Raw genomic sequence first — 20,922 nt, forward strand, 5'->3', positions numbered from 1 at the left:
TGGCAGAAGACGGGCCGCCACGAACATCGACTACTCGGTCACAACACGCGGCGCAGCGGAGCGGCCGAAGCTGCCCCAGTTGTTCCAGAAGGTGTTGGCCGGGGTGAGGTCGGACTGCGTGGCGTTGACGAGGTCACGCACCGCCGGCACCTCGCGGGTCAGGTCGTCCAGGACGATGGTCGCGGTCATGCTGTCTTCTCCTTCGTAATTGTGGTGGCAAGCGCCTTCACCAGGGCTTGCTCGCTGACTCGGCAGCACTGCGTCTCCGAAGGCACGAAGGAACCGTGTTCGAAGTAACGCGGTGATGCCTGCGCTCCCAGGCAGTAGCTGTAGAACGCGCACCTGGACTCGCAATTGTCCAGGGACTCCAGGTACTCCTGAACGTAGCGGAGTTCATGGGCGCTGCCCAGGATCGACGGAATATCCTTCTTCAGGATATTCCCCGCCAGGAAATCACCGTAGGTTTCCGATGAGATCCCGGCAAGCTCAGGGGAGAGGAGCACAACGTCGCCGTTAATGGCGACAGTTGGAATCGGGTTGATGCGGAACTTGGACAGCATCCCCCGTCGCTCCTCGGGGTTGTAGGCCAGGAACTTACCCAGCCGGTCGGTCTCGCGCACCGGAACCCCTGCGGAACCGGCCGCGCGAACCCAGGCCAGCACGTCCTGCCAGAAGACGCGGGCTTGATCAGGGGAGATGGCCACGTCGGTGGTGTTCGCCCCCTCCTTCTCCTCGATGCTCAAAGCGATGAGCTGAGGCCCGAGGCCGGCGATGAAGTCGAGGAGTTCCGTCGCCCGCGCGGGCGCGGACGCGGTAACGACCGCGATCACCGTGAAGGGGAAGTCGCGCGCCCGCAGGCGTTCGATTCCGCGCATGATGCGATCGAAGGCCGGCCGGCCGCGTCGGTCCACGCGGTCCTGGTTCAGATCCGCTGGCCCGTCGATGCTGACGCCCACCTGCATTTCCCGCGCTTCGAACAAGTCGACCCAGGCGTCGTTGATGAGGGTGGCGTTGGTCTGGAGAGAGTGGCGCACCAGACCCCGAAGCCGCAACTCCTCGAAGATGTCGAGGATAGCCGTAAACCGCTCCACACCCATTGCGAGGGGTTCCCCGGCGTGCCAGATCAGCGTGATGGGTCCTGCACCGAGAAGGGGCTCCATCTTCCAAATGGAATCGGCAACCGCCTTGGCGACCTCGGCCGACATCGGCCTCTTGTCGTCCTTGTCGGGCAGATAGCAGTATCGGCACGCCAGATTGCAGAAGCCGATCATCTGCATAACGATCGACTCGGGAATCCGGGCGATCCGCCTGTCGTACCTTTTGAGCGTCAACGTGGACATAGAGGAACCCTCCTGAGCAAGTCGGAACTACTGGCGGCTCTGGAAATTAGTTCTTTGGCCCGGGGCGCCTGTCAGCTTGGACCAACGCGCCCTCCGCGCTCATTTCTTGCCGCCCCACCGGCCGCTGCTGCGACTCCGGAGCTTCACTCCGGAAGCGGTCAGCATGCGGTGCACGAAGCCGTACGAGCGGCCGGTCTCCTCCGCCAGCGCGCGAATGCTCGCCCCGGAGTCGTACTTCTTCTTCAGATCGGCCGCGAGCTTCTCACGCGCGGCACCAGTCACCCGGCTGCCCTTTTTCAGAGCAGACGGGATCGTCGCCGTCACCGCGAGCCAGCCGCGCGTCCCGGAGGAAGCCCTACCATCGGACCGGCCTTCCGAGCACCAACTCCCCGACGGTGCCCTCGCGTAGCGCCTTCACCGCCTGCTCGAAGCGGCGGAGCTGGTGGCCCTTCAGCCACTCCTGTGCCTCCATGACCGTCACGAACCGGTGCTCGGTGTAGCCGCCGGCCAGGGTCAGCAGTCGGTGCTCGGGAACGACCCCGTGGAAGACCTCGTTGTGCCCCTCGAACGACGTGTTGCTCACCGGCACGTAGTCCGTCAGCAGCCGCCTGGCGGCCGACAGGCGGAGGCCCAGCTTCTCCTCGGTCACGCGCACCAGCGTGTCGCGCGGCAGCTCGTTCGGCGCCGCCGCGCCGCCCGGCAGTCCCCACGCCCCGTCACCGTACGCCCGGCAGACGATCAGGAACTTGCTGGGGTCCGTGTCCAACTCGAACAGCCCCAGCACCCCCAAGCGGCGCTGCGGTGGGTCCGCGAACCAGTCCCGTGCAGCAGCATCCACGGTCTTCTTCTCCGACATGTCCCCTCCTTCTCTCACCCTCCCCACATTGGGGAGGAGGTCTGTGAGTGGCGGGAGCGCCGACTGCCGGGGGGGTGCCGGCGCTCCCGCGATCATCCGCGCCAGCCTCTTCCCCGAGGCCAGCGGCGGGAATTCCCCCATGCACGGGGGCGGTGAGCCGCTATGCGGCGGTCTTCAGGCCGGCGCCGACGCTGCTGCGACGATTGCGCAGGACGGCGTGGCGACGGCGACGCGCTGCACTGCGGCGAGCCTGTTCGGTCTGGACGCGCAGACGCGCCAGACCCCACTTGAGCTCCGCGTCGATGCGCCGCTTTACGCGCTGCATCTGCCGGAGCGTCCAGTCCAACTCCTGGACCGAGGCGCCCTCCTTGGCCTGCGTGTCGAGCTGACCGCCGAGCCGGCGCAGCTCGGCAGTCGCTGTGCGAAGGTCGAACGGCTCGGGCAGTGGCGCGTCCAGGACGTCGTTGGTCGCCGGGCCGTGGCCAATCGGGATGACTTTCATGCGGCTGCTCCTTCGATGGGTTTGGCGGCGGCGTGGGGGCGCCGACTGACGCAGGGCCCTCAAGTCGGCGCCCCCGCAATTTCTGCGCGCCCCGGGGGGTTAGGCGCGCGGCCCTGCCCGGAAGAGCAGGGCGCCTAGGAGGCCTCCGGTTCAGCACGCGGAGGCCAGTTTTTTCCAGGTTGTCGAATCGGAAACACCGCCGTGGTCCCGGCGGTCGTTTCAGGCTTGTCGCCCGGTAGCTTGGCGATACCGTCGCGTACCCGAAGAAGGAGCTCGACCTCGGGCGTACCCCAGTTCACGACAGCACCGACGCGCTCGCCGATCTCCTCCAGGAGCAGCTTCAACTGTGCCTCGTCCAGCGCCGGCAGTAGCGTTCGGATTGTCACCGCTGCTACCGAGCTGTCCACCAGGACGTCGAACGGCAGTCGCACTGGAACGCTCACGTCGACACTGCCTTCACGGTCGGCGCACTACGCCACGGAGGGTTTGAACCGAGCGGATGGGCAGCCGTTGCCGCCCCGTGCTGGTGCATGGAGCTCCTCCTTGAGGGTGACGCAGATTGCCTTCCCGACGTCACGCTCTTCCGGGTGCCACTCCTCGGACAGGGTTGACACCAGGGGCAACCCGCGTCCGCGTTCGGGCGGCACTCGTCCGGTGACGACCAGCGGCATCGACTGCTTCTTGGCCGGCAGCGTCTTGCAGTCGTCAACCACCTCGACGAGCAGGTAGCGGCAGCTTTCGTCCTCGTACGGGTCGAAGACAATCACCGTGAACAGCACGGCGTTTGCCTCTACCGCATTGGTAGCCAGCTCACTGACCACGAGCCCCAACGTGAAGTCGTCCCGCCAGCCATTCGATTGGGCGACATCCACGGCGAACCGCCGCGCAAGCCCTACGAACCCTGGTACAGCAGAGAAGGTGCTGGCCTTGCTGAGCCCTACGTCGTGCCGGTGGTCCGTGCCCACAGCTCCTCCAAACTGCACGGAAGAGTGGCCGACCGCGCATGATCTTGGAACGCACCGTAGTGAGGTAGTGCCGGTGCGTGGCAGGAACGAGTGTGGACCTAACGAACCGTCATTTGCAACCAAGATGCACCGACATTTTCAATGATCATGAAAGGAGGGGGTTGCCTGAAGCCCGAGCCGCCAACGAGACTGAACGTCGAACAGGAAGGAGTCCCATGCCGTCCATCCGGGAACACGTGTCCGAGGTCCGCGCCATCGAACTCGCCTCGGAGCTCAAGGCGTTGCGGAAGGTGGCCGGCCAGACTCTGGAGCAAGTGCACCGCGCCACCGGGCTCAACATCGGCTCGATCAGCAAGATGGAGCGCAACCTGATCACCGTCACGCCCAGGAGCCTGAAGGCGCTCCTCGACCACTACGAGGTCCACGGGGCGCGGCGCATCGCTCTGGAGAACCTGCTCACCAGCACCAGCGGTACTCGGCCGTGGTGGCTCGACTACGCGGATCTTCTGGAGCCGGCGACCGTCTCGCAGATCGCGCTTGAGGCCGAGGCTGCGCTCCTCGAAGAGCACAGCGGGAACGTGTTCTCCCTCTACGCGCAGGTGGAGTCCTACGCTCGTCAGATCATGGCCAACACGTGGGAGGTACCGTCCGAGGACGATGCCTACCTGCTGGTGAATGTGCGACGTCTCCGCCAGCAGCGCCTGTACGACACACCGCCGTTGGCCCTGCACAGCATCTTCAACGAGGCTGCGCTCTACAGCGCGGAGGAGCCGAAGATCCTTGCTGAGCAGCTGCGCCACGTGATCGATTTGGCGAAGCTCGGCACCGTAAAGTTCCAGATGACGCCGCTCTCCACCGGACGTCGCGGTCTCGTGACCGTCAACGTGGCGCGGGTCAGCTTCAACGAGGCGGGCGTGTCGAGCTTCGTGTTCTCCGAGAGCCTCGGAACTACGACCGTGCGGGAGTCCGAGCTCGCCAACATCCGCTTCGAGCGTGCCTTCGCCAGGTGCCTGGACGCTTCCCTGTCACCAGATGATACGGTCGCCGCACTCGAAGCCCGTCTCAAGGAAATCGCGTGAGCATGACTCAAGACCCCTACGCCTTTGACCAGTCAGAGGCCCTGCACGCGCCGGCCAAGTCCCCGACGTCGGGCCAAAACGCCCAGTGCGTGACAGTGCAGAGCTACCCCCGGGGAGTCGTCCACCTCGGCGACGACAAGCGTCCTGACCTGGCGAAGCTCGCCTTCACCCCCGGCGAATGGAACCGGTTCCGTGAGTGGATGCGCAGCGCGCCCGATGACGATCCGATTGTCGGCTACCGACCCGAGCTTTAGCAGGTACTCCGCATACTAAGAGGGAAGCTGTTGTCGAATATTCGACAACAGCTTCCCTCTTAGTATGCGGACTGCATGAAGATCGAGCTGCGGCTGGCGCCCATCGAGGGCTCACCGGTCGGGGCGACGCCCGGCTCCTCCAGGCCGAGCTGCTCGGGCTTCGGCCGGCCGCGCACCGGAGAGGTGCCGGGCTGGGCCGAGAGCCGGGGGAGGCTAGCGGCCTGGACAGCCGGCGTGGTCTGAGGGTCTGGCAGCTCAGACGGCCAGCCGCGCGTGAGGTTGCCGGACGCGGAGTGCGGAGCCGCTTCGGCCAGAGCGTCCTGCCAGCCGTACGCCGGGCGTTGGATGAGCGGCACAGCGCCTCCTCGCAGTCGTCTCCCACCACGATGGCCGAGGACAGGGAAGGCCCGATAATCGAGCTACCAGCGGCAGTCGCAGCCGGCCGCGAGGTGCGGTTCGACGTGGTCCACCCGGAAGCAGGGGCACTCGTCGTACTGGTGCCAGCAGGAGCAGAACCCCTTGCTGTGCGCCCACCAGGGGTCGCTGCTCGCCTCCGGGTACGGGTTTGGCCCACACGGCGGTGCAGGCTCGGATCGGGGGAGGGTGGCACGGGGTCCTCGCGGCTGACGGTGGGGCATCTTGCGCGGTCTCATTACCACTTCCGTTCGGCAGGACGGCTACCGGCTGATGTAGGCGATGAGGTCGTCTCGGGTCCAGCCCTGGGGACAGTCCCGCGTGCCGCCGGCCAGCGCGAGCGTTGTGAGGACCGCCCCCTCCGGGTTCGGTTCCGGATGCTGCATCAGCAGATCGGGCCACTCCTGGCCCGGTACTGCACGGCTCCATTCGCGGCCGGAGAACAAGGTGGAGCCGTGGGGGGCCAACGGGACCCATCCGTGGTCGACGGGCACGAATCCGGCGAGCCAGAGTGAGGTGAACATCAGGGCCGTCCGAAGATGTACAGGAGGGTCTCCACGATGGCGGCGGCGGCCTTGCTGTCGTCGGCGGCCTGGTGCTCAAGGTCGTAGCGGCCCAGGTCGCGCCACGCACCGCGTATCTGCTCCAGCAGGTCTTCAGGGAAGCCGTATTCGCCGGGGTAGACGAAGCCCTTGAGGCGCTGTTCCTCAGTGGGAGCGTGGTGGAGGAGGGGGTTGTCGGCCGGCGCTTCGGCGGAGGCCGTGAATGCGGGCGTCATGAGCCGACGATAGTCCTTGGGGTCACCCGAACAGCTTAGCGACATCGCACATTAGACCGAACGGGCGAAGGCGCCAGCACAGGGCCGGCGCCTTCGAGGTCCGTCTTGGGCGAAACGTCAGTTCGCCGTCGGCGGGTTGGTGGTGTTGGTCGGGGCCGGAGCGGGCGAGCTGGCCGCCGGCCGGAGAGCGTCCAGGACGTGCAGGCGTGCCGCGACCGCAGCCCACGGGATGGTCGGGGCCCACTGCCGGTAGGCGGCCTCGATGGCGCCCACGGCCGCGCCGGCGACGGCCTTCCAGCCGAGGTGGTCGGTGCCGAGCGTGACGAGCTGGGCGCCGAAGGCGACCGTGGTCAGCCGCACCACGCGGCCGGCCTGCTCCTGGAGGTGCGCCGACTTGAGGTCGGCCTTGACCTGGTCAACGAGGGTCATGATGATCTCCGATCTGATGCATTCGTGGTGGGTGCGTCAGCTGACGGGGCGGTTCCAAAGAGCGGCCCAGGTGGCCGGGCCGACGATGCCGTCCGCAGTGAGCGGCCAGCCGTGGGCCGAGCTGTCCTTCTGGAAGGCGACGACCACGGCCTTCGTCTTCGGCCCGAAGACGCCGTCGACCGTGACGGTCCAGCCGCGATCGTGGAGCCGCTGCTGGACCTCGCGGACGTACGTCCCGGTGCTGCCCTGCGCGAGATCAACCCCCGGCCACTTCGGCCCCTGAGCCGGGGCGGGCTGAACCGGGGCCGGGGCGAAGTTCATGGCCCAGGTGTGCAGTTCGGCGGTGCTGCCGAGGCGGCAGTAGTCCTGGTCCACGCCGCCGCTGTCGGAGTACTGGTGGAACATCCAGGCGCCGCTGATGCCAGGCTGGCCGGCGGGCCGACCCGACGTGGCGATCCACAAGTAGTCCTGGAAGTACTTGGTGGTGTCGATCGTCGTCCAGTAGTCGGTGTTGCAGTACAGGCCAACGGGGCTGTGCGGGAGGCGTCCCTTCACGTACCGCAGCCAGGCCTCCTTGTAGGCCAGCTGGGTCGCCTTGGGCACGTTCGCGTTCTCCGCGTCGTATCCCTCCCAGTCCAGGCAGACCAGCTCCCCGCTCTGCGGCTGAGCGATGGAGAGAAACCGGTCGGCCTCCTGCTGGGGAGAATTCCCCATCTCCGGGTAGTGGTAGTAGCCAACCACCAGACCGTTGGCCCGTGCGTGGTCGCGCTGCTGCGTCCAGAGTGGGTTGGTGTAGGTCATGCCCTGGGTCACCTTGATGAAGGCGAAGCTCAGGCCGGCGGTGTTCGGTGCGGCCGACTGGTAGGAGGCCCAGTCCTGCCCGTTGATTCCCAATTTATTTCTCCTGAGATGGGGCCGACGCGGGGTTAAGCGCGGCGACGAGAGAACGGAGCGTGGCCAGTTCGGAGAGGACGGTTTCATTGACCTGGCGGAGGAGGCCCATCTCCTCCATGACCGCGTCGTGCGTCTCACGGAGGAGGCGTTCCATCAGGGTTTGTGTGCCGCGCGTGAGAACGGCGGAGCCCACTAGCAATAGCGGCAAACTCCACAACTGGACGGTGTTGCTCCAGTACAAAAGCGCGGTCATCCAGGATGGGAAGATGACCGGCAGGAACCCATACGCGAAGAAGGTGTAGGTGGTCCACATGGAGCCGAACACCCGCGTGGCGGCAACCGCGATGGACTCGTTGATCCGGGTGACGAGGCTCACCGCTCCACCTCACGGGCAGGGATGAAGCGCGCGGGGGCCGGCAACCCCGAGCTGTGGAAGCGCACCGCCTGCCACAACGGCTCGGGGAGGACGTGAATGCCGTAGCGAGTCCTGTGGTGATTCGAGCAGAGGACTTCCAAATTGCCCGGCCCTTCGATCCAGCGTTGGAAGGCCTCGTCGTCCTCGAAATGCAGACCCAGCGCTCTCGCGACCTTGTCCGGGTCGGCACTGGCGGCCTCGGAGAATTCCACGTACGAGTGGTGAAGCTCGGGCTCGCCACCGCACAGCTCGTCGCTGATGACGCATCGCCACAGCCCCTGACGCTTCAAGCGCCTCTTGGCCTGTTCAAAAAGGTGGTAATGGGGGTCGTGTTCTCGCGGGGCGTGGGCTTCGACATGCTGTGAGAGATGTAGCGTCAGCATCTGGTCATGTGCGGCAACCAGATGCTGAGTGGAAGAAACACCATCAGGCATTCTGGAGCCTCCGGCGTGTCGACAATATGCGGACACCACCGTAGGGCTCGGAAAAGTTCGTCAATAATGACGTGATTGCGCCTGAACTGCACCCCGGCGAAAGCCGGAACGTGCGCGCCTACCGCCCGAGGACTGGCTGCATGTCGACCAGAAACTCGCCGTCGACCTGGGCGAAGTACCCGACGAAGGGGAACGGCTCGGTCACGCCCCAGAGCTCGCCGAGCTCCTTGAGTACGGCCTGCGCCCAGTCGAGCAGCTGGGGCGGTAGCCGGTACTGGCCGGTCGAGACGACGATGACCGCCAGGCGCCGGGCGGGCTCGTAGACGATGTCCTCGACCGTCGCCCGCCACCAGGCCGACTGAGGCGCGCTCTCGGACGTGATCTCGGGGACGCGGAAGACCTGGAGCCGCATCGCGTCGGTGAGGAATCGTTGGTAGTCGGCGCCTGAGCGCGGTATCGCCATCAGGAGAGGGCTTCGGTCGGGCAGCCGGCCTCGACCAGGCGGACGACGTCCCCGTGGCCGGCGAGGGCTTGGTCGCGGTCGCCGAAGTACTGCCGAACGATCCGGGGTTCACCCGACACAGGCATGTACACGGCCGTGTCGAAGTTCGGGTAGTCCGGAACCGGGACGGGGACCAGGGCCCCGGACTCGGAGCGTGCCATCGCGATGGCCATCGTGACGACCGCGCATTCGCCGAACTCGGGGTGGGGCACCACCGTCTCGGCCTGGACGTAGGGCGTGAAGTCGGGGTGATACATGCCGGTGATCCTAACGATGAGGGCGCCCCCTGCGAAGGCGGGTCGCAGGGGGCGCCGTGCGGGGTGCCGACTCCCGCTCCCAGGGCGTGACCCGGATCTCCCACCGCGCACCCATCGCGGTGCCTGGTCCCCGGGGCCGGCAGTGGCTGAGGCCGGCAACTCATGCCGATGAACCTACAAACCGCCCAAACGGCGCACAACGGGCAAGTAGCCCAAACGGGTGAAGTAGTAACTCGATTCACTCGAATGGCCGTACGCAAGACAGGCACCGGCGTGCGAGGCTGACACCCCGGCCGGTGTGACACGAAGATGACTCACCGTCAGGAAGTACAAGCACGGCCCGCGCTTGCCACCACCATCGGCGCGGTCCCAGTTAACTCTCAGGAAAGGGCGCTATTTACAAGAAACTCCCAGGGGAATCTACACGCATCAACCCCAAGAAGCCGAAAGCGAACTCTTTGTCGTGGCTTCGACACGCAGCCCCCCCGAGAGGTCCAGACCTTCGGAGGGTTGTAAAAATTGAAACCATTAACCCCTAGCGCCTTAGCTCTGCGTGAGTACGATCATGCTCTATGGCACCGCACCCCACGCTGCGCCTGCTCGTCAACGGTGCCCTCAAGACCGAAGATGACGGCTCCATCCTGCCCGTACTCACCCTCCGACCCGCCGCCCAGAGCGATGCCTACGACCACGAGACCGGCCGCTGGCACCGCGCACTGGCCCTCGACCAACTACTCCGCTCCGGCTGGCTCGCCGGCGACCAAGACGACGCCGCCCCCACCAGCCCCCACCAGCACCTATGGCAAGCCACCTGGACCCCGAACCGGTCCATCACCATCTTTCACCCACCACCGCTGACCACCCTCTACGAGGGCGCCGGCCCCGACGGCGGCGAAGACAGCGAATTGTGGTGGCACGCCATACAAGAAACCGAGCGACTCACCGCGATACTACTCACTACACCGGGGGACAGCCTTGACGACCAAGACGAAGTAATCAGCGAAATCCTCAGCGGGCAATTCATGTGCATTGATATGCCCCTGCTCCGAACCTGACGCCGACCCACACTCAGCGCCTTCGCACACGCGGAGGACGGGCAGCCACCACTGCCCACAGAACGTCGCTCAATCGGGAGGAAAGTCGTGCCCAACATCGAAAAGGTCGTCAACGGACGCCTCGTCATCACCACCCAGCGCCTCGCCACCGTACCCGTCACCTGGCGTTACGACAAAACCGACCCCCTCGCGGTCAGCATGGTCTTCTCCGCTGACACCACCGACCCGGTCGAAGCACCCGAAGACGACCCCGCGTGCCGCTGCGAGATCGTGTGGACCTTCAGCCGTGAACTCTTCGCCGCCGGCCTCGACATCGCCAGCGGCATCGGCGACGTCCGGATCCGACCCACCATGGGCGAATTCGTGATCATCGAGCTGCGCTCCCGCGACGACGGTACCGCTGTCCTCGTCTTCGAACGCTCCGAGCTCCGCCGATTCCTCTGGGCCAGCTACCAGGCCATCCCGGCCGGCGGCGAGCCCGTGGACATGGACCAGGCGGTCGCCGAACTCCTGCGGTACAGCAAGTGACCGGCAACCCGGCCTCCCCCTGCTGCATCTGCTTCCAGTCCAGGCAGCTCGTGAAGCACCCGACGATCCCCCGTGCCTGGCTGGACCTCTGCGAGGGCTGCCTCCTCACCGAGGCCCTGGTCATCCTGGCCGACCCGAAAGCCGGACGCCACCTCCGAGCAGTCTGAGCACGAGCCCGGCCGGCGTGGATCGCCTCCCCGCACCGCCGGCCGGGCTCGTGCTCAGCATCAACGCGCCAACCTGCGCGACCGCTGCTCGGTCTTCACCAACAACCGCCCCAGCACAAAGACCGCCAAGGCTGGCCACACCTCCACGTACAGCAAGCACAACGTGACGACAACAACCAGCAGCCGCCAACGCTCCGCCCGAGAGAGGCGAGGCCACCACCGAGCCGCGAACATCCGCCAGTTCCGCCGAGCACCCACGGTCCACGGCCAGAACACCGTGAACGCGGCCACCGGAGCACCACCCGCCCACCACACGGCCTCGGCTACCCCCGAGGTCACGCCCACTGCAAGCTCGCCTCCAGAAAGCCGCTGGGCGAAAGCCAGCTCCTAGGCACCCTCGGCCTCCCCGGCGATCGTCTGCGCCAGCCGCCGCGTGAACGCCACAGGGTCGTGGTCGGCGAGCGCCTCCTCCACCCATGTGCGCTCCTCTTCGAGCGCCTGGTGCACTGTGGGAAACGTCTGTGCGACCCGAGCGTCGAACTCGTCGTCGGACAGCTCGCCCAGCGAGGGGTCCCAATCGTTCTTGTTCATGACCGCAGGATTGCACAACTCCTGTCATCTGTGCGGCAGTTCATGGATGACGGCTCGGCTAGCGCTCTGACCCCGTCGGCTGGAGAGGAAGCCGTTGATACCTTGGTGCCGAGCGCCCGCGAGTAAGGAAGACAGCATGATCAAGTGGTACGACCGGCGGGGTCGCCTGGTCGATACGCTCACAGCCACCCGGCTCCTTGACGACCAGGGCTACAAGCGAGTCGCTCGTACGAAGATCACCTCGACGGTCGACTTGACAAGCTACGACGTCTCCACGGTCTGGGTCGGGCTGGACTACAACTGGCTCGGACACGGGGTACCGCTCATTTTCGAGACGATGGTTTTCGGAGGTACCCCGGACCAGGACACGTCGTGCTGGCGCTACGCGACCGAGGACGACGCCCGCGCCGGCCACGCGGAGGTTGTGGCCATGATCGCGGCAACAGTGACGGACGAGGTCGTGATCGAGCTGCCGTCCCCGGTGTGCCTGGTCAAGTCGACGCCTCCAGGGCCTTGAGCCAGGGGACACGGGCGTTCGGCAGCAAGCCGGCCTCGTTGGCCACCAGGTCCACGCCGGCGCCGGTGCGCACGATGTCGAAGAGGCGGCTCTCCCGTACACCAGCTGCCGGCCAGAACCAGGTGAGCTGGAGCGCCTCGCCGGCCATCTGGGGAGGCGCCAGTGGGTTGTCCGTGTCGTAGGCCCGATACGTCACCTCGGAGACGACCACTGCCGCCACCACGTCGAACTCGCGGATCAGCCGCTCGATGTGCGCGACCTCGTTCTGCAGCGGGACACCGTCGGAGGTCGTCACGATCTGGTAGTTGCCGCTGGCCTGCACCAGGGCGAGCAGCTGGGGAGCCTTCTGGTCAGCCGGCAGCTGGAGGCGAAGCTCGCGAGCCTCGCCCAGGAGGCCCCGGCCGAAGCTCCGGAACTCCTCAGCGGTCATCGGTGGGGCGGTCGTCACCGCTCGATGGTCACACACGCACGTCGATAGGATCCAGCTATGCCGCCGATCTTCTTCAGTCAGAAGGCCGTCTTCTTCCCCTTCGGCACGAACACAGAGGGCCGCGAACTGCCGTGGCTCCTCATCACCTTGGGACCGAAGGCCAGCGTGCGGACCGCCGTCGCGACCAGCGGCGTGCTGCTGAACGACGGCTGGCAGCCGGTTGCCCTGGGCGACACCCCGGAGATCGACACCTGGTGCGTGCGGATCGTGGACGATGCGGTCTACATCCGGCAGCGTGGTCTGGAGCCGTTGCACGTCCACCAGGACCAAGCGGCCTCCTGGCGAGCCCAGATCATGCGGCAGAAGTCGCTCAGTCTCGTCTACAACCCGGTGAGCCGGCTGGGAGGGCAGCCCGAGAGCAGCAGCCAGCTCTATGAGATCCTGACGCACAGGCAGGCGCTCTGTGCGCGCGTCCCGCTCTCGTAGCTGCCGGCCACTGCCAGGGCTGACACTGCCAGCCGGAAAATTCGAGCTGCGTGTCGCCGGCACCAGGGCCCGAATTGCCCAGAAAATGCAATTAAGGGTGGGTGGGGGCGGATATGCCCTAGTTCATTTGTGAAATGTGACCAAACTCACATTGGCACAATGTCCCTTTTGCCCCCTCGTACTGCCGATTAACTTCCTAATCGGCAGTACGGATCGGCCCAAAGTGGACATCCGGAGGACCTATTCCGGAAATCGTTACATTTTGGGTATTGACAAGAGGGGATCACACTCAGTGATTTAGCTTAAATCGGATATTACGGGGCGCTACTGCCCAAAATGGGTCAAATCTGATAAGCCCGGCGCCCCTGGCATACGCCTGATCTCGCCCATGGCGGACATACTCCGTGGCCTAGACCTCTCCGCGCACTCGTCTAGACCACGCACGCGCCCGGCATATACCTCTGCCCGATATTCGCGCTCACGCGCCCGTGCTCCGGCCGGGCGCCCCCGCCCCTGCCTGCTAGCGATTTCCTGCTAGCAAATGAATATCTCGGGGAAATTCACAAGCTCGCAAGGGGGCTGTGGCAGGCGCAGGGGCCGCATGGGTAGCGGGCAGCCGGAGCGCACGCCAGAGCCTCGCGGGGGCCGCGTAGGCGTGTCTGTGGCCTATAGGGGAGTGGAGGAGAGGTGGCCAATTGGAGCACCCCCGAATTTCGGCACCCGGGGACGGCATGGGGGCTGGCTGGGAGGGTGGCGGTGGGCGAGGGGTGTCGTCTATGCCCTGTATGACCTAGTAGCAAATCGCGCTAGCGGGCCCATTTTCAAGATTCTTTAGGGGAATTTTTAGGCCCCTGAGCAGGCAACTTCCCGGGATGTCCTTTTTGCCCCGATGGTAGCTCGGCTGCCAAAGGTGCAAAGTGGTGCCCGTTCCACCCCGCACCGAACGCCAGCAGCACCGGCGAACGGGGCGGGACCCGAGAGGGGGCCCCGGATACGGCGGGGGCCCGGCAGTCCTCTCCCACATAAGGCGCCACCCCCGGAAGGGTGGCCGGAATATCGCAACACCGCCCCTCACGGGAACGGCGCGATAGGCCGAACACACCAGTCCCAACGGCTTATGTAAGTGACGCGAATTGCCGTGCGGACCCCACGCGATTACCCCCGTGAAAACCGGCGCTGACCGGCACTGGCGGGCGTACGGGCAGGATGCGGGTTAGAGAGTCTCTCGCCCCCTTGCCTAGGAAAGTGACAGGGCCGTGCGACATGTGCTGAATGAGCCGGACACGCTCCACAAAGTGTCCCGTAGTCGTTGGGTGGCGCTGGAAAAACTGGGGTGAGTTGTGCCTAGCGAGCACGCCTCACCTGACGTCCCGAACGCGTAGCGAGAGGGACCGTACTACATGCCTAGGGGCGGGAAATGCCGGTAAGCGCGTGAAACATCGCGTTGACATTTCCCGCCCGTAAGGTCGATCACTTCGGCCCTAGGCGCTATGACCTAGCCGCGTACACCTAGGAGAGGAGGGGGCGGTATGACCTATGTCGACCCCGTCGATTTTCCGGCAAAGCCCCGGAGAAAGCAGTTTGCCGCCGTGCCCGTTGAGGAGCGAGTGCCGTTCGTCAGCAATGAGCCGAACTTACCGGTTGTCCGTCCCGACGGGCGCACGGTCAAGCCGCACCGCAACACGAATCCCCCGGGCGCCAATACGCCCGTGCGGGATTTTCGCCTGGCCGATAAGGCCTCGATTGACGACATGCGCAAGAGCATGCCGCGCAACACCCGCGCGACCCCGGATGACCCCTATGTGCACGGCAAGGGGGCCAAGCCATCGAAGGACCGGAGTGCGCCCCGTGGTTCCGTGCGCCCGAAATCCGTGGAAATCGCGTACGCCCGTGGTGCTGGGCTGACTGCGAAGAAAACCATGACGGTGCAGCGTCGTCGCGAAATCGAGCAGTCTTCGGCCAATGCGCACGTGGAGACGCTGCGCGAGCGCGACCGCAAGGCGCAGGAAAAGGCGGCTGCCACCCGCTCGAACGCGAAGGAACGGCTTTGCGACGCCATCGGTCGTGAGCGTGAGGCGCTCACACGAGGGGACAAGTCGGCGGCCGAACAGGCACGTGCCGATATCCGCAAGTTCCGCAAGCTCAGCAAGGGAGGAAAGTAATGCACAGGCTGAACCGGATGCTTCACCGAAAGCGCCGCACCGTGCACCTGTCGCGCATCAACGCGCACCACCGGCGCGGGCTCCTTACTGCCAAGGACGCAGAGTTTGAGCGGTTCCTGGTCACGGTTCGATGGGGCCGCGATATGCGTGCCGCTGGCTTAGGACGTGCTCGGTAATGGCGGGGCGACGTCGCAGGCCCAAAACGGCGCTCGTCGAGCGACTGCGCGAAGCGTTGGTCATCATCCGCTGGTCCATGTCAGAAATTACTGGAGTTGAAAATGCGCGTGTGCATCGCTGACGCGAAGTGCGGTGGCCCGTTGCTGTCCGTCGTGATCTGGGAGTACCGAGGGGACAGTAGCGACTGCTTCTACGCCGAGGTTTGCGCGATTCACGCCGTTTGGCTGAGCGATCTCGGTTACCGCACGTTCGCCATGTCGCCGTGGTCCGACATCACCCGCCTGATCCCGCGCGAGACGAAGTGGGAATTTGAGCACGACAGCCGGGTTACCGGAGCGGACTGGACCGAGGTTTTCGAGGTCGACCGCTCGATCTGCCGCTACGGCTGCAAGGTTTACGCCCGATGGTTGAGCTCGGGGCTGGCACCCTCCGGCCAGGCGCTCAGCTTCCGCGTCATCCACAGCCGCACCTACGGCTGCAAGGTCGGCTGACGCTCGATGTAGATGGCTTCGCTGATCGGCCGGCCAGAGGGTCGGGCGGTCGGCGTGGCTGTGCACCGTGCATAGCTGAAGGGAGGGAACACCACCATGGTCGCCCCGCGAGTGACCGGCAGGCACCTGATCGTCGAGAACCTCACGCCGATGGAGGAAATCCCCGAGCTGTGGTTCGAGATCATCGACTACCAGCCCGCACCCGTCCTGAACCCCCGGCACATGGTTGACGACCAGGGCCGGGCCTGGGTTACGGGCAGCAAGCTCGTTGATCCGCTGACTTATCACAACGTGGCGTGGCCGTCGCGCGTCGAGATGCTCGCTGCACGGATCCCAGTCATGGACGGCACCGAAACGTCCACGCGTCACGCTGGCTGAAAGGCGCGCAATGACGGACAAGCCCGAGTGTCCCGTGCACTCAATTTTCTATCTGGATGTCGTCTGCGTGGCCGGTCGACGTGGACTCGTGAGCGAAACCGACGACAGGGGTCGTCCGCGAATTCAGGTAGAGGCGTTCAATGCCGACGGCGGCGGCTGGTCCTGGTTCAGGCCGGAAGACGTGACGAAGCTCCAGATCGAGTTCATCGGCATGCCGAACGAGGACCACTCCCCCGAATACATGCACCCGATCGAGACGTGGCAGGGAATCCCGCACGTCTACGACGAGTACCTGACGTGGGGCATGGACGCCGGATGCATGTACTGCGGCGCCCCAGAAAACCACCCGGTCCACATCCCCGACGACCAGCAGTCCTGACGACCCCTGGGGAGTCGCGCGTGGCGTGGCTCCCCTTTCGCATGCCCGAAAACAATCAAGGAGAGCAACGCATGAGCATTCTGGACAAGTTCTGGGAGTACGTCGAAGCCCAGCTGGAGGAGCTGAAGTCGGCGAAGACGGCGGACGACGTGATCCGAATTCTCGCGTCCCCGGGATGCACGGGTGACGCGTTCTTCGGAGGCGGCGGCGGTGACGAGACGGTGTGGGACTCGCTGTACGAGGCCGGCTGGAAGCGGGTGTGGGCCGAGGCGGATTACTACTGGTGCTTCGAGGCCCCCGACGGCTCAATGATCACCTATGTCGAGGGCGACGTCTACCGGGGCAACTCGCGGGCGGAGCAGGGCTGATGAGCGACGCCTACCAGGAGATGATCGACAAGTACCACGACATGCTGAAGGCGGAGGGGATGAACTTCACCCCTCCGCCCGCGCCTCGACGCGGGGGCCCCAAGGTCGGCGATCGGGTGAGCGCGATGCCGGACGGTTACAGCCTCGACGCGGGCGTGGTGGTCGAGAGCGCGTGGAGGCAGCGCGACATGCAGTGCCCCGCCGACCACCCGGCCATCAAGGGCGACTCCGATCACCCGGGCTGGCACTGGGGCTGGTACGTCACGGTGCGCTTCCGGGGTGGCAAGACGCGGGTGGGCTGGTGGCACTCGGACTGGGCCTACAAGGACTCCAAGACGGGCGTCGACCTGGCCAAGTCGTTCGAGCCGTACTGGGAGCAGATCGAGGCCGAGATCAAGGCCGACACGCCGGTCAGGAACGAGGACAGGGCGCTCCCACTGGATCGCTAGGCCGTTCGAGTGAATCAGGGCGGCTCGACCTGGGTGTGGTCGGGCCGCCCTTCCGTTTATGTGACATACCGACAATCACAAAGGGGCAGATGTTGGACGAGGAACCCGCGAAGCCTGGCTACACCGTCGTCTATGAGCGCTACAGCCAGAGGCATGGCAAGAAGCCGAAGCTGATCAAGAAGACCACTACCGAGCACCGTTGGTCGGACGAGATCGCGCCGACGCTGGTGGACGAGATGAAGAACAGGCGCGATCGATTCTCCGGCATGGAGGAGTTCGGCCAGGGTTCCTGCGACGAGTGCGATGGCACGAAGGCGGGACGTCCGTGCTGCACGCGCGCCGAACTGGACTCGTGCCGGCAGTGGATCGAAGGACGACTCGATGAGCTCAAGGACGGGGAGTCGGAGGACTTCCACCTGACCGTGCCGAATGGCTGGCTCAGCTACACGGTCACCTATCACGCCTGACCGGCGACGAGAGCGCGCGGGGATGGCACCACAACCCGCGCGCTGTCACCACCTGGTAGTCATCAATTCAGCGAAGTGGGAGGGGACTTCATGACTGAGCGCGTCGATTTGAAGATCGGCCAACGTTTCAGGCACAAGCTGCCGTACTCCGAGGCGTGCATGCACATGCAGGTCGCCGGGATGGTGATGGAGGTCGAGATCCGGGAGAAGTGCGCACAGTTGTTCAAGGACGGCCGCGAATTCTCCTGGCCGATCACCTGGGGCGAGGCCGGGATCTTCGTGGACTGGGACAACGGCAAGACGCCGTACGTCTACGACGCCGAGATCGTGAACGAGGAGAAGTGAGCATGAGCGAGCCGACGGAGCAGGAGATCGCGGAAGCGCGGGAGGTCGGGATCTCGCGGGGCTGGAACCACGCGAACTACATCAACGCGTACGGGAAGGACGGCACCTCAAAGGGGCCCGACTACCCGGGGTGGCTGACCCTGAAGGAGGGTCCATACGGCTTCCTCGTAGAGGATGGCCGTCCTCCGATTTCCCACACTCTCGCGCTGCGGAAGGTGTTCGACGAGGCGTGGAAGGAAGGCATCAAGCTCTTCCGCTCGAACAAGTGGCAGGACGGCTCCCCGATGGACAAGGACTGACTATGGCACGCGGTCAGCTGTACGTGGAGCGCGTGTGGACGGTCGAGGTCGACGCCTACAACTCGCGTGCCTCCTGGGGCGGTGCGTGGTTCGTCTACGCCTGCTCGGGGTGGGACGAGACGGACGCGATCAACCGCATTCCGCGCTCGCACGCGGCGCCCGAGGGCGTTCGGGTGCGGGCGCGGGGCGGTGAGTGCCGACACGCGCAGCCGTGTTTCGCGAACCACGACCCTCGGCCGCACTTCCCGGAGTGGCGGATCGCCGAGACCCGGGTGATGACGCGGATGCGGTGGGAGCGCCCCGGTATCAAGCCGTACGGGCGGGGCTGGAAGAAGTGGCAGCGCCCGTACGGCGCTGAGCTCCTGGACTCCGGGTGGAACGGAAAGGACGGATGGTCGTGAGCTGGGTAATGCACGAGTCGGGCGTTCTGGATGACGAGGGCCAGCATGGGGATGAGCAGCGCGGGCCGGCGTGCTCAGCGCGGTTCGTCAACGCGGATCTGCCGGGTGCGGTGATCACGGTCTACGCCTACGCCCACGCGCCGGAGCGCGAGAACACGGTGCGGGAGGACGGCCTGGAGTACGCCGAGTACGGGCCCGATCTGGACTCCCTCGGCGTGGAGTCGCTGATCGAGTACGCGACCGGGTGGGACCTGAACGACCCGGACAGCCAGCCGGAGTGGACGCGCGAGGTCTACGACGGGCTCGACACCTGGCCGCTCAATGGCGATGTGGACAAGGCGACGACGGTGGCCCGCGTCTGGATTCGATCGCTGGACCCGCAGCGGGACCTGCACTGGAACGGAAAGGAATTCTGATGAGCGAGTGGTTCGACTCGACGGCCGGCGTCGTGCTGATGAACCCGTACGACATCAAGGTCGGGATGCGCCTGGCGGACTGGCGCATCGCCAACGAGCGCCAGGAGACCGTGCTGACGCCGCTGTGGACCAAGAGCTACGACGTCGGCCCGCAGGGCGGCCCGTGGGGTCGCACGTCCGACGGCCAGCACCACAGCTGGAAGTCGTTCGGCCTCGACAGCGGAGTGCTGGTGTGGGTGCACCCGGAGATCCGCGAGGAGTTCATGCCGCCCTACCCGGGCGATTGGATCACCAACACGCCACCATCTATGTACGCGATGGAGTACCTCGACGGCTCGCGTGTGCTGCGAACCGAGGTGATTGGCGACCGGACCTACACCTTGCGCCGTAAGGCTGAACGGAACTGGGGACGAGCATCCTGGGTGATCCGCGAGGAGAACGGTCAGACGTGGTGGTCGCCGAGCCGGGAGGCGCACGACCTGGCCGAAGCTCAGTTCGACGCCATCGTGTCCGGCAAGGGGTGGTGACATGGCAGTCGAGTTCGAGGCGAGCGCGCTAGTGCACAGCAGTCCGGCCGGCCTGGCCTATGTAGCCGCCGTGTACGAGGAGATGAGTGCCGAGGCCGAGTCGGAGCGAGACTGGGCGGACGAGGGGAAGCACGCTTACGCGATGGCAGCGTCCGAGTCGGCGTTCTGGGCGTACGAGGAGCTGCGCGAGGAGTCGTTGCGGGCGGGGATGCGGCTGTGACGACTACCGGGGACGCGACCGAGCACTCGTTCCGCCTCGTGGCCGAGGGGCATGACTGGCTGGACCGGCCAGTTGAGTTCATGGAGTGCGGCGACTGCGGCCTTACATGCACCGATATTCAGCATGAAACCCGCGACGGGTGGCCAACATGCGAGCAGGTAATCGCGGGCTGGCCCGTCACCGCCGAGTAGTTCGGCAGCCCGGCAAATTCGGAACGCAACATGGGGACACCCATGCCTGCGGGTGGGTTCGAATCCCGCGCCGGGCGCGCATGGACGGCACCACAACTCGTACCGTCCATCTAACGGAAGGAGTACAAATGAGCACGCTCGGAAGCTACGGGCCGCACGTGGTCAACGCTGAGTTCCGTCGCGCGGATTTCGGTGACAACGTCCGCATCATCATCGGGTGCGATCCGGAGCACGAGCTCGCGTGGGTCGTCTCCAACGGCATCCCCGAGCAGGATCGCTACGTGAAGAACCGCGAGGAGGCGGCGCTGTTCTTCGTGCAGCAGATCGCGTCGCTGTGCGGCCACCTGGTGGTCGGCCCGACGGGCTCGGTCATGGTCGAGCGCGCCGGCCAGGCCCTCCTGCTCAGCTCGGCTCGGCGCCTCCGCGAGGGCATCGAGGCGCACCGGGCCGGCCGGCCCGTCAGTAGCCGTGGTTACGACGAGGACGTGGCCACGGTCATGGTCGAAGCCGCCACCGTGTTGATCAACAAGCTCATGGGCCAGGGGCTGTTCAGCGCGCATCAGTTGATCGAGTCCGAGCCGGAAAACAACCCGACTCCGACCCTGATCCGCGTGGTCGACGCGCGGGCCGCGTCCTCGGCTGCGTTCGCCGAGCCCACGACGCCTCGGACTCCGGTGTCGAACGACCAGGTGAACGTCTTCCTGGACGACCTCATGGCCGGCGGCTCGACCAACATGATCGACGACAGGGAGAACTGAC

39 protein-coding genes are annotated in these 20,922 nt (G+C 65.7%); 21 read left to right on the top strand and 18 right to left on the bottom strand.

Translation table 11 applies throughout. The annotated features are described in order from the left end of the window. Nucleotides 1–30: 30 nt before the first annotated feature. The 7 genes from ACIGXM_RS14420 to ACIGXM_RS14450 all read right to left on the bottom strand — a co-directional run bounded on the left by ACIGXM_RS14420 (nt 31) and on the right by ACIGXM_RS14450 (nt 3,663). On the bottom strand, nt 31–189 hold the full coding sequence (locus ACIGXM_RS14420) for a hypothetical protein (RefSeq protein ID WP_396560534.1): 159 nt from the start codon (nt 187–189) through the stop codon (nt 31–33). Beyond that, a complete protein-coding gene (gene amcB, locus ACIGXM_RS14425; protein WP_396560536.1) occupies nt 186–1,340 on the bottom strand; it encodes a cyclophane-forming radical SAM peptide maturase AmcB in 1,155 nt (384 codons plus the stop codon). The genes ACIGXM_RS14420 and amcB overlap by 4 nt, the downstream gene beginning before the upstream one ends. A 99-nt stretch (nt 1,341–1,439) precedes the next feature. Beyond that, nucleotides 1,440–1,652: a helix-turn-helix domain-containing protein gene (locus ACIGXM_RS14430; RefSeq protein ID WP_396560715.1), complete on the bottom strand. Its 213-nt coding sequence runs from the start codon at nt 1,650–1,652 to the stop codon at nt 1,440–1,442. Nucleotides 1,653–1,695: 43 nt separating this feature from the next. Next, the gene (locus ACIGXM_RS14435; protein WP_396560538.1) at nt 1,696–2,196 is read right to left on the bottom strand and encodes an NUDIX domain-containing protein; all 501 of its coding nucleotides are present in this window, start codon (nt 2,194–2,196) and stop codon (nt 1,696–1,698) included. Nucleotides 2,197–2,356: 160 nt separating this feature from the next. Further along, nucleotides 2,357–2,698, bottom strand: a complete 342-nt coding sequence (locus ACIGXM_RS14440; protein ID WP_396560540.1) for a hypothetical protein — start codon at nt 2,696–2,698, stop codon at nt 2,357–2,359. Between the two features lie 134 nt (nt 2,699–2,832). After that, a complete protein-coding gene (locus ACIGXM_RS14445) occupies nt 2,833–3,141 on the bottom strand; it encodes a hypothetical protein (RefSeq protein WP_396560541.1) in 309 nt (102 codons plus the stop codon). A gap of 27 nt (nt 3,142–3,168) precedes the next feature. Further along, a complete protein-coding gene (locus tag ACIGXM_RS14450) occupies nt 3,169–3,663 on the bottom strand; it encodes an ATP-binding protein (RefSeq protein WP_396560543.1) in 495 nt (164 codons plus the stop codon). Between the two features lie 215 nt (nt 3,664–3,878). Between ACIGXM_RS14450 and ACIGXM_RS14455 the strand changes: the two genes are divergently transcribed. After that, on the top strand, nt 3,879–4,742 hold the full coding sequence (locus ACIGXM_RS14455; RefSeq protein ID WP_396560545.1) for a Scr1 family TA system antitoxin-like transcriptional regulator: 864 nt from the start codon (nt 3,879–3,881) through the stop codon (nt 4,740–4,742). A gap of 2 nt (nt 4,743–4,744) precedes the next feature. Continuing rightward, complete coding sequence (locus ACIGXM_RS14460) at nt 4,745–4,996, top strand: DUF397 domain-containing protein (protein ID WP_396560717.1); 252 nt, start codon at nt 4,745–4,747, stop codon at nt 4,994–4,996. Between the two features lie 59 nt (nt 4,997–5,055). Here the strand turns inward: ACIGXM_RS14460 and ACIGXM_RS14465 are convergent, their stop codons facing one another. The 9 genes from ACIGXM_RS14465 to ACIGXM_RS14505 form a co-directional block, all read right to left on the bottom strand. Continuing rightward, nucleotides 5,056–5,352: a hypothetical protein gene (locus ACIGXM_RS14465; RefSeq protein ID WP_396560547.1), complete on the bottom strand. Its 297-nt coding sequence runs from the start codon at nt 5,350–5,352 to the stop codon at nt 5,056–5,058. Between the two features lie 321 nt (nt 5,353–5,673). Next, complete coding sequence (locus ACIGXM_RS14470) at nt 5,674–5,934, bottom strand: hypothetical protein (protein ID WP_396560549.1); 261 nt, start codon at nt 5,932–5,934, stop codon at nt 5,674–5,676. Then, nucleotides 5,934–6,188 (bottom strand): hypothetical protein, encoded by a 255-nt coding sequence (locus tag ACIGXM_RS14475; RefSeq protein WP_396560551.1) that lies wholly within the window; start codon nt 6,186–6,188, stop codon nt 5,934–5,936. The genes ACIGXM_RS14470 and ACIGXM_RS14475 overlap by 1 nt, the downstream gene beginning before the upstream one ends. A gap of 117 nt (nt 6,189–6,305) precedes the next feature. Continuing rightward, on the bottom strand, nt 6,306–6,617 hold the full coding sequence (locus ACIGXM_RS14480) for a hypothetical protein (protein WP_396560553.1): 312 nt from the start codon (nt 6,615–6,617) through the stop codon (nt 6,306–6,308). A gap of 36 nt (nt 6,618–6,653) precedes the next feature. Next, nucleotides 6,654–7,511, bottom strand: a complete 858-nt coding sequence (locus ACIGXM_RS14485; RefSeq protein ID WP_396560555.1) for a GH25 family lysozyme — start codon at nt 7,509–7,511, stop codon at nt 6,654–6,656. A 1-nt stretch (nt 7,512) separates the two neighbouring features. Beyond that, nucleotides 7,513–7,887 (bottom strand): hypothetical protein, encoded by a 375-nt coding sequence (locus ACIGXM_RS14490; protein WP_396560557.1) that lies wholly within the window; start codon nt 7,885–7,887, stop codon nt 7,513–7,515. Beyond that, nucleotides 7,884–8,360: a hypothetical protein gene (locus tag ACIGXM_RS14495; protein WP_396560559.1), complete on the bottom strand. Its 477-nt coding sequence runs from the start codon at nt 8,358–8,360 to the stop codon at nt 7,884–7,886. The genes ACIGXM_RS14490 and ACIGXM_RS14495 overlap by 4 nt, the downstream gene beginning before the upstream one ends. 118 nt (nt 8,361–8,478) lie before the next feature. Beyond that, nucleotides 8,479–8,823, bottom strand: a complete 345-nt coding sequence (locus ACIGXM_RS14500) for a hypothetical protein (RefSeq protein ID WP_396560561.1) — start codon at nt 8,821–8,823, stop codon at nt 8,479–8,481. Beyond that, the gene (locus tag ACIGXM_RS14505; RefSeq protein ID WP_396560564.1) at nt 8,823–9,119 is read right to left on the bottom strand and encodes a hypothetical protein; all 297 of its coding nucleotides are present in this window, start codon (nt 9,117–9,119) and stop codon (nt 8,823–8,825) included. Before ACIGXM_RS14505 ends, ACIGXM_RS14500 begins: the two co-directional genes overlap by 1 nt. A gap of 572 nt (nt 9,120–9,691) precedes the next feature. Here ACIGXM_RS14505 and ACIGXM_RS14510 point away from each other — a divergent pair. The 3 genes from ACIGXM_RS14510 (at nt 9,692) to ACIGXM_RS14520 (ending at nt 10,869) form a co-directional block, all read left to right on the top strand. Then, a complete protein-coding gene (locus tag ACIGXM_RS14510) occupies nt 9,692–10,174 on the top strand; it encodes a hypothetical protein (RefSeq protein ID WP_396560566.1) in 483 nt (160 codons plus the stop codon). A gap of 87 nt (nt 10,175–10,261) precedes the next feature. Beyond that, nucleotides 10,262–10,702: an SsgA family sporulation/cell division regulator gene (locus ACIGXM_RS14515; protein WP_396560568.1), complete on the top strand. Its 441-nt coding sequence runs from the start codon at nt 10,262–10,264 to the stop codon at nt 10,700–10,702. Then, complete coding sequence (locus ACIGXM_RS14520) at nt 10,699–10,869, top strand: hypothetical protein (RefSeq protein WP_396560570.1); 171 nt, start codon at nt 10,699–10,701, stop codon at nt 10,867–10,869. Before ACIGXM_RS14515 ends, ACIGXM_RS14520 begins: the two co-directional genes overlap by 4 nt. A 387-nt stretch (nt 10,870–11,256) precedes the next feature. Here ACIGXM_RS14520 and ACIGXM_RS14525 read toward each other — a convergent pair whose 3' ends face one another. After that, nucleotides 11,257–11,460, bottom strand: coding sequence for a hypothetical protein (locus ACIGXM_RS14525; RefSeq protein WP_396560572.1), 204 nt, complete (start codon nt 11,458–11,460; stop codon nt 11,257–11,259). 136 nt (nt 11,461–11,596) lie between these two features. On the opposite strand from ACIGXM_RS14525, the gene ACIGXM_RS14530 reads away from it, so the two are divergent. Beyond that, the gene (locus tag ACIGXM_RS14530) at nt 11,597–11,977 is read left to right on the top strand and encodes a hypothetical protein (protein WP_396560574.1); all 381 of its coding nucleotides are present in this window, start codon (nt 11,597–11,599) and stop codon (nt 11,975–11,977) included. Here the strand turns inward: ACIGXM_RS14530 and ACIGXM_RS14535 are convergent. Further along, nucleotides 11,952–12,425: a hypothetical protein gene (locus tag ACIGXM_RS14535; RefSeq protein ID WP_396560576.1), complete on the bottom strand. Its 474-nt coding sequence runs from the start codon at nt 12,423–12,425 to the stop codon at nt 11,952–11,954. The two genes, ACIGXM_RS14530 and ACIGXM_RS14535, sit on opposite strands and share 26 nt — an antisense overlap. Nucleotides 12,426–12,464: 39 nt before the next feature. On the opposite strand from ACIGXM_RS14535, the gene ACIGXM_RS14540 reads away from it, so the two are divergent. The 15 genes from ACIGXM_RS14540 (at nt 12,465) to ACIGXM_RS14610 (ending at nt 20,921) form a co-directional block, all read left to right on the top strand. Continuing rightward, nucleotides 12,465–12,893: a hypothetical protein gene (locus tag ACIGXM_RS14540; RefSeq protein WP_396560578.1), complete on the top strand. Its 429-nt coding sequence runs from the start codon at nt 12,465–12,467 to the stop codon at nt 12,891–12,893. 1,529 nt (nt 12,894–14,422) lie between these two features. Further along, nucleotides 14,423–15,055, top strand: coding sequence for a hypothetical protein (locus ACIGXM_RS14545; RefSeq protein WP_396560580.1), 633 nt, complete (start codon nt 14,423–14,425; stop codon nt 15,053–15,055). Between the two features lie 278 nt (nt 15,056–15,333). Beyond that, nucleotides 15,334–15,723 carry a hypothetical protein gene (locus ACIGXM_RS14550; RefSeq protein ID WP_396560582.1) on the top strand — a complete coding sequence of 130 codons (390 nt, stop codon included), beginning with the start codon at nt 15,334–15,336 and terminating at the stop codon, nt 15,721–15,723. Nucleotides 15,724–15,819: 96 nt separating this feature from the next. After that, a complete protein-coding gene (locus ACIGXM_RS14555) occupies nt 15,820–16,101 on the top strand; it encodes a hypothetical protein (RefSeq protein ID WP_396560584.1) in 282 nt (93 codons plus the stop codon). Between the two features lie 10 nt (nt 16,102–16,111). Beyond that, nucleotides 16,112–16,480: a hypothetical protein gene (locus ACIGXM_RS14560; RefSeq protein ID WP_396560586.1), complete on the top strand. Its 369-nt coding sequence runs from the start codon at nt 16,112–16,114 to the stop codon at nt 16,478–16,480. A 71-nt stretch (nt 16,481–16,551) separates the two neighbouring features. Then, nucleotides 16,552–16,848 carry a hypothetical protein gene (locus tag ACIGXM_RS14565; protein ID WP_396560588.1) on the top strand — a complete coding sequence of 99 codons (297 nt, stop codon included), beginning with the start codon at nt 16,552–16,554 and terminating at the stop codon, nt 16,846–16,848. Then, nucleotides 16,848–17,297 carry a hypothetical protein gene (locus ACIGXM_RS14570; protein ID WP_396560589.1) on the top strand — a complete coding sequence of 150 codons (450 nt, stop codon included), beginning with the start codon at nt 16,848–16,850 and terminating at the stop codon, nt 17,295–17,297. Before ACIGXM_RS14565 ends, ACIGXM_RS14570 begins: the two co-directional genes overlap by 1 nt. Nucleotides 17,298–17,386: 89 nt before the next feature. Next, nucleotides 17,387–17,764: a hypothetical protein gene (locus ACIGXM_RS14575; protein WP_396560591.1), complete on the top strand. Its 378-nt coding sequence runs from the start codon at nt 17,387–17,389 to the stop codon at nt 17,762–17,764. 90 nt (nt 17,765–17,854) lie between these two features. Next, nucleotides 17,855–18,109: a hypothetical protein gene (locus ACIGXM_RS14580; RefSeq protein ID WP_396560593.1), complete on the top strand. Its 255-nt coding sequence runs from the start codon at nt 17,855–17,857 to the stop codon at nt 18,107–18,109. A gap of 2 nt (nt 18,110–18,111) precedes the next feature. Beyond that, nucleotides 18,112–18,408, top strand: a complete 297-nt coding sequence (locus ACIGXM_RS14585; protein ID WP_396560595.1) for a hypothetical protein — start codon at nt 18,112–18,114, stop codon at nt 18,406–18,408. Between the two features lie 2 nt (nt 18,409–18,410). Further along, entirely contained in the window at nt 18,411–18,809 is a 399-nt protein-coding gene (locus tag ACIGXM_RS14590; RefSeq protein WP_396560597.1) for a hypothetical protein, read from the top strand. Next, the gene (locus ACIGXM_RS14595; RefSeq protein WP_396560598.1) at nt 18,800–19,225 is read left to right on the top strand and encodes a hypothetical protein; all 426 of its coding nucleotides are present in this window, start codon (nt 18,800–18,802) and stop codon (nt 19,223–19,225) included. The genes ACIGXM_RS14590 and ACIGXM_RS14595 overlap by 10 nt, the downstream gene beginning before the upstream one ends. Next, nucleotides 19,225–19,752, top strand: coding sequence for a hypothetical protein (locus ACIGXM_RS14600; RefSeq protein WP_396560600.1), 528 nt, complete (start codon nt 19,225–19,227; stop codon nt 19,750–19,752). Before ACIGXM_RS14595 ends, ACIGXM_RS14600 begins: the two co-directional genes overlap by 1 nt. Before the next feature lies 1 nt (nt 19,753). Further along, nucleotides 19,754–19,972, top strand: a complete 219-nt coding sequence (locus ACIGXM_RS14605; RefSeq protein WP_396560602.1) for a hypothetical protein — start codon at nt 19,754–19,756, stop codon at nt 19,970–19,972. Between the two features lie 319 nt (nt 19,973–20,291). After that, nucleotides 20,292–20,921, top strand: a complete 630-nt coding sequence (locus ACIGXM_RS14610; RefSeq protein WP_396560604.1) for a hypothetical protein — start codon at nt 20,292–20,294, stop codon at nt 20,919–20,921. Nucleotide 20,922 lies beyond the last annotated feature (1 nt).

The sequence above is a fragment of the Kitasatospora sp. NPDC052896 genome (assembly GCF_044547075.1).
Lineage (GTDB): Bacteria > Actinomycetota > Actinomycetes > Streptomycetales > Streptomycetaceae > Kitasatospora.

What these genes read in the sequence shown, in the direction of transcription:
- amcB (WP_396560536.1), bottom strand. Translation starts at nt 1,340, where the DNA reads ATGTCCACGTTGACGCTCAAAAGGTACGACAGGCGGATCGCCCGGATT.
- ACIGXM_RS14600 (WP_396560600.1), top strand. Translation starts at nt 19,225, where the DNA reads ATGAGCGAGTGGTTCGACTCGACGGCCGGCGTCGTGCTGATGAACCCG.
- ACIGXM_RS14550 (WP_396560582.1), top strand. Translation starts at nt 15,334, where the DNA reads ATGCGCGTGTGCATCGCTGACGCGAAGTGCGGTGGCCCGTTGCTGTCC.
- ACIGXM_RS14545 (WP_396560580.1), top strand. Translation starts at nt 14,423, where the DNA reads ATGACCTATGTCGACCCCGTCGATTTTCCGGCAAAGCCCCGGAGAAAG.
- ACIGXM_RS14580 (WP_396560593.1), top strand. Translation starts at nt 17,855, where the DNA reads ATGACTGAGCGCGTCGATTTGAAGATCGGCCAACGTTTCAGGCACAAG.
- ACIGXM_RS14560 (WP_396560586.1), top strand. Translation starts at nt 16,112, where the DNA reads ATGACGGACAAGCCCGAGTGTCCCGTGCACTCAATTTTCTATCTGGAT.
- ACIGXM_RS14510 (WP_396560566.1), top strand. Translation starts at nt 9,692, where the DNA reads ATGGCACCGCACCCCACGCTGCGCCTGCTCGTCAACGGTGCCCTCAAG.
- ACIGXM_RS14605 (WP_396560602.1), top strand. Translation starts at nt 19,754, where the DNA reads ATGGCAGTCGAGTTCGAGGCGAGCGCGCTAGTGCACAGCAGTCCGGCC.
- ACIGXM_RS14435 (WP_396560538.1), bottom strand. Translation starts at nt 2,196, where the DNA reads ATGTCGGAGAAGAAGACCGTGGATGCTGCTGCACGGGACTGGTTCGCG.
- ACIGXM_RS14500 (WP_396560561.1), bottom strand. Translation starts at nt 8,823, where the DNA reads ATGGCGATACCGCGCTCAGGCGCCGACTACCAACGATTCCTCACCGAC.
- ACIGXM_RS14555 (WP_396560584.1), top strand. Translation starts at nt 15,820, where the DNA reads ATGGTCGCCCCGCGAGTGACCGGCAGGCACCTGATCGTCGAGAACCTC.
- ACIGXM_RS14495 (WP_396560559.1), bottom strand. Translation starts at nt 8,360, where the DNA reads ATGCCTGATGGTGTTTCTTCCACTCAGCATCTGGTTGCCGCACATGAC.
- ACIGXM_RS14585 (WP_396560595.1), top strand. Translation starts at nt 18,112, where the DNA reads ATGAGCGAGCCGACGGAGCAGGAGATCGCGGAAGCGCGGGAGGTCGGG.
- ACIGXM_RS14470 (WP_396560549.1), bottom strand. Translation starts at nt 5,934, where the DNA reads ATGTTCACCTCACTCTGGCTCGCCGGATTCGTGCCCGTCGACCACGGA.
- ACIGXM_RS14530 (WP_396560574.1), top strand. Translation starts at nt 11,597, where the DNA reads ATGATCAAGTGGTACGACCGGCGGGGTCGCCTGGTCGATACGCTCACA.
- ACIGXM_RS14480 (WP_396560553.1), bottom strand. Translation starts at nt 6,617, where the DNA reads ATGACCCTCGTTGACCAGGTCAAGGCCGACCTCAAGTCGGCGCACCTC.
- ACIGXM_RS14505 (WP_396560564.1), bottom strand. Translation starts at nt 9,119, where the DNA reads ATGTATCACCCCGACTTCACGCCCTACGTCCAGGCCGAGACGGTGGTG.
- ACIGXM_RS14455 (WP_396560545.1), top strand. Translation starts at nt 3,879, where the DNA reads ATGCCGTCCATCCGGGAACACGTGTCCGAGGTCCGCGCCATCGAACTC.
- ACIGXM_RS14440 (WP_396560540.1), bottom strand. Translation starts at nt 2,698, where the DNA reads ATGAAAGTCATCCCGATTGGCCACGGCCCGGCGACCAACGACGTCCTG.
- ACIGXM_RS14475 (WP_396560551.1), bottom strand. Translation starts at nt 6,188, where the DNA reads ATGACGCCCGCATTCACGGCCTCCGCCGAAGCGCCGGCCGACAACCCC.
- ACIGXM_RS14460 (WP_396560717.1), top strand. Translation starts at nt 4,745, where the DNA reads ATGACTCAAGACCCCTACGCCTTTGACCAGTCAGAGGCCCTGCACGCG.
- ACIGXM_RS14575 (WP_396560591.1), top strand. Translation starts at nt 17,387, where the DNA reads ATGTTGGACGAGGAACCCGCGAAGCCTGGCTACACCGTCGTCTATGAG.
- ACIGXM_RS14420 (WP_396560534.1), bottom strand. Translation starts at nt 189, where the DNA reads ATGACCGCGACCATCGTCCTGGACGACCTGACCCGCGAGGTGCCGGCG.
- ACIGXM_RS14525 (WP_396560572.1), bottom strand. Translation starts at nt 11,460, where the DNA reads ATGAACAAGAACGATTGGGACCCCTCGCTGGGCGAGCTGTCCGACGAC.
- ACIGXM_RS14610 (WP_396560604.1), top strand. Translation starts at nt 20,292, where the DNA reads ATGAGCACGCTCGGAAGCTACGGGCCGCACGTGGTCAACGCTGAGTTC.
- ACIGXM_RS14565 (WP_396560588.1), top strand. Translation starts at nt 16,552, where the DNA reads ATGAGCATTCTGGACAAGTTCTGGGAGTACGTCGAAGCCCAGCTGGAG.
- ACIGXM_RS14590 (WP_396560597.1), top strand. Translation starts at nt 18,411, where the DNA reads ATGGCACGCGGTCAGCTGTACGTGGAGCGCGTGTGGACGGTCGAGGTC.
- ACIGXM_RS14570 (WP_396560589.1), top strand. Translation starts at nt 16,848, where the DNA reads ATGAGCGACGCCTACCAGGAGATGATCGACAAGTACCACGACATGCTG.
- ACIGXM_RS14595 (WP_396560598.1), top strand. Translation starts at nt 18,800, where the DNA reads ATGGTCGTGAGCTGGGTAATGCACGAGTCGGGCGTTCTGGATGACGAG.
- ACIGXM_RS14540 (WP_396560578.1), top strand. Translation starts at nt 12,465, where the DNA reads ATGCCGCCGATCTTCTTCAGTCAGAAGGCCGTCTTCTTCCCCTTCGGC.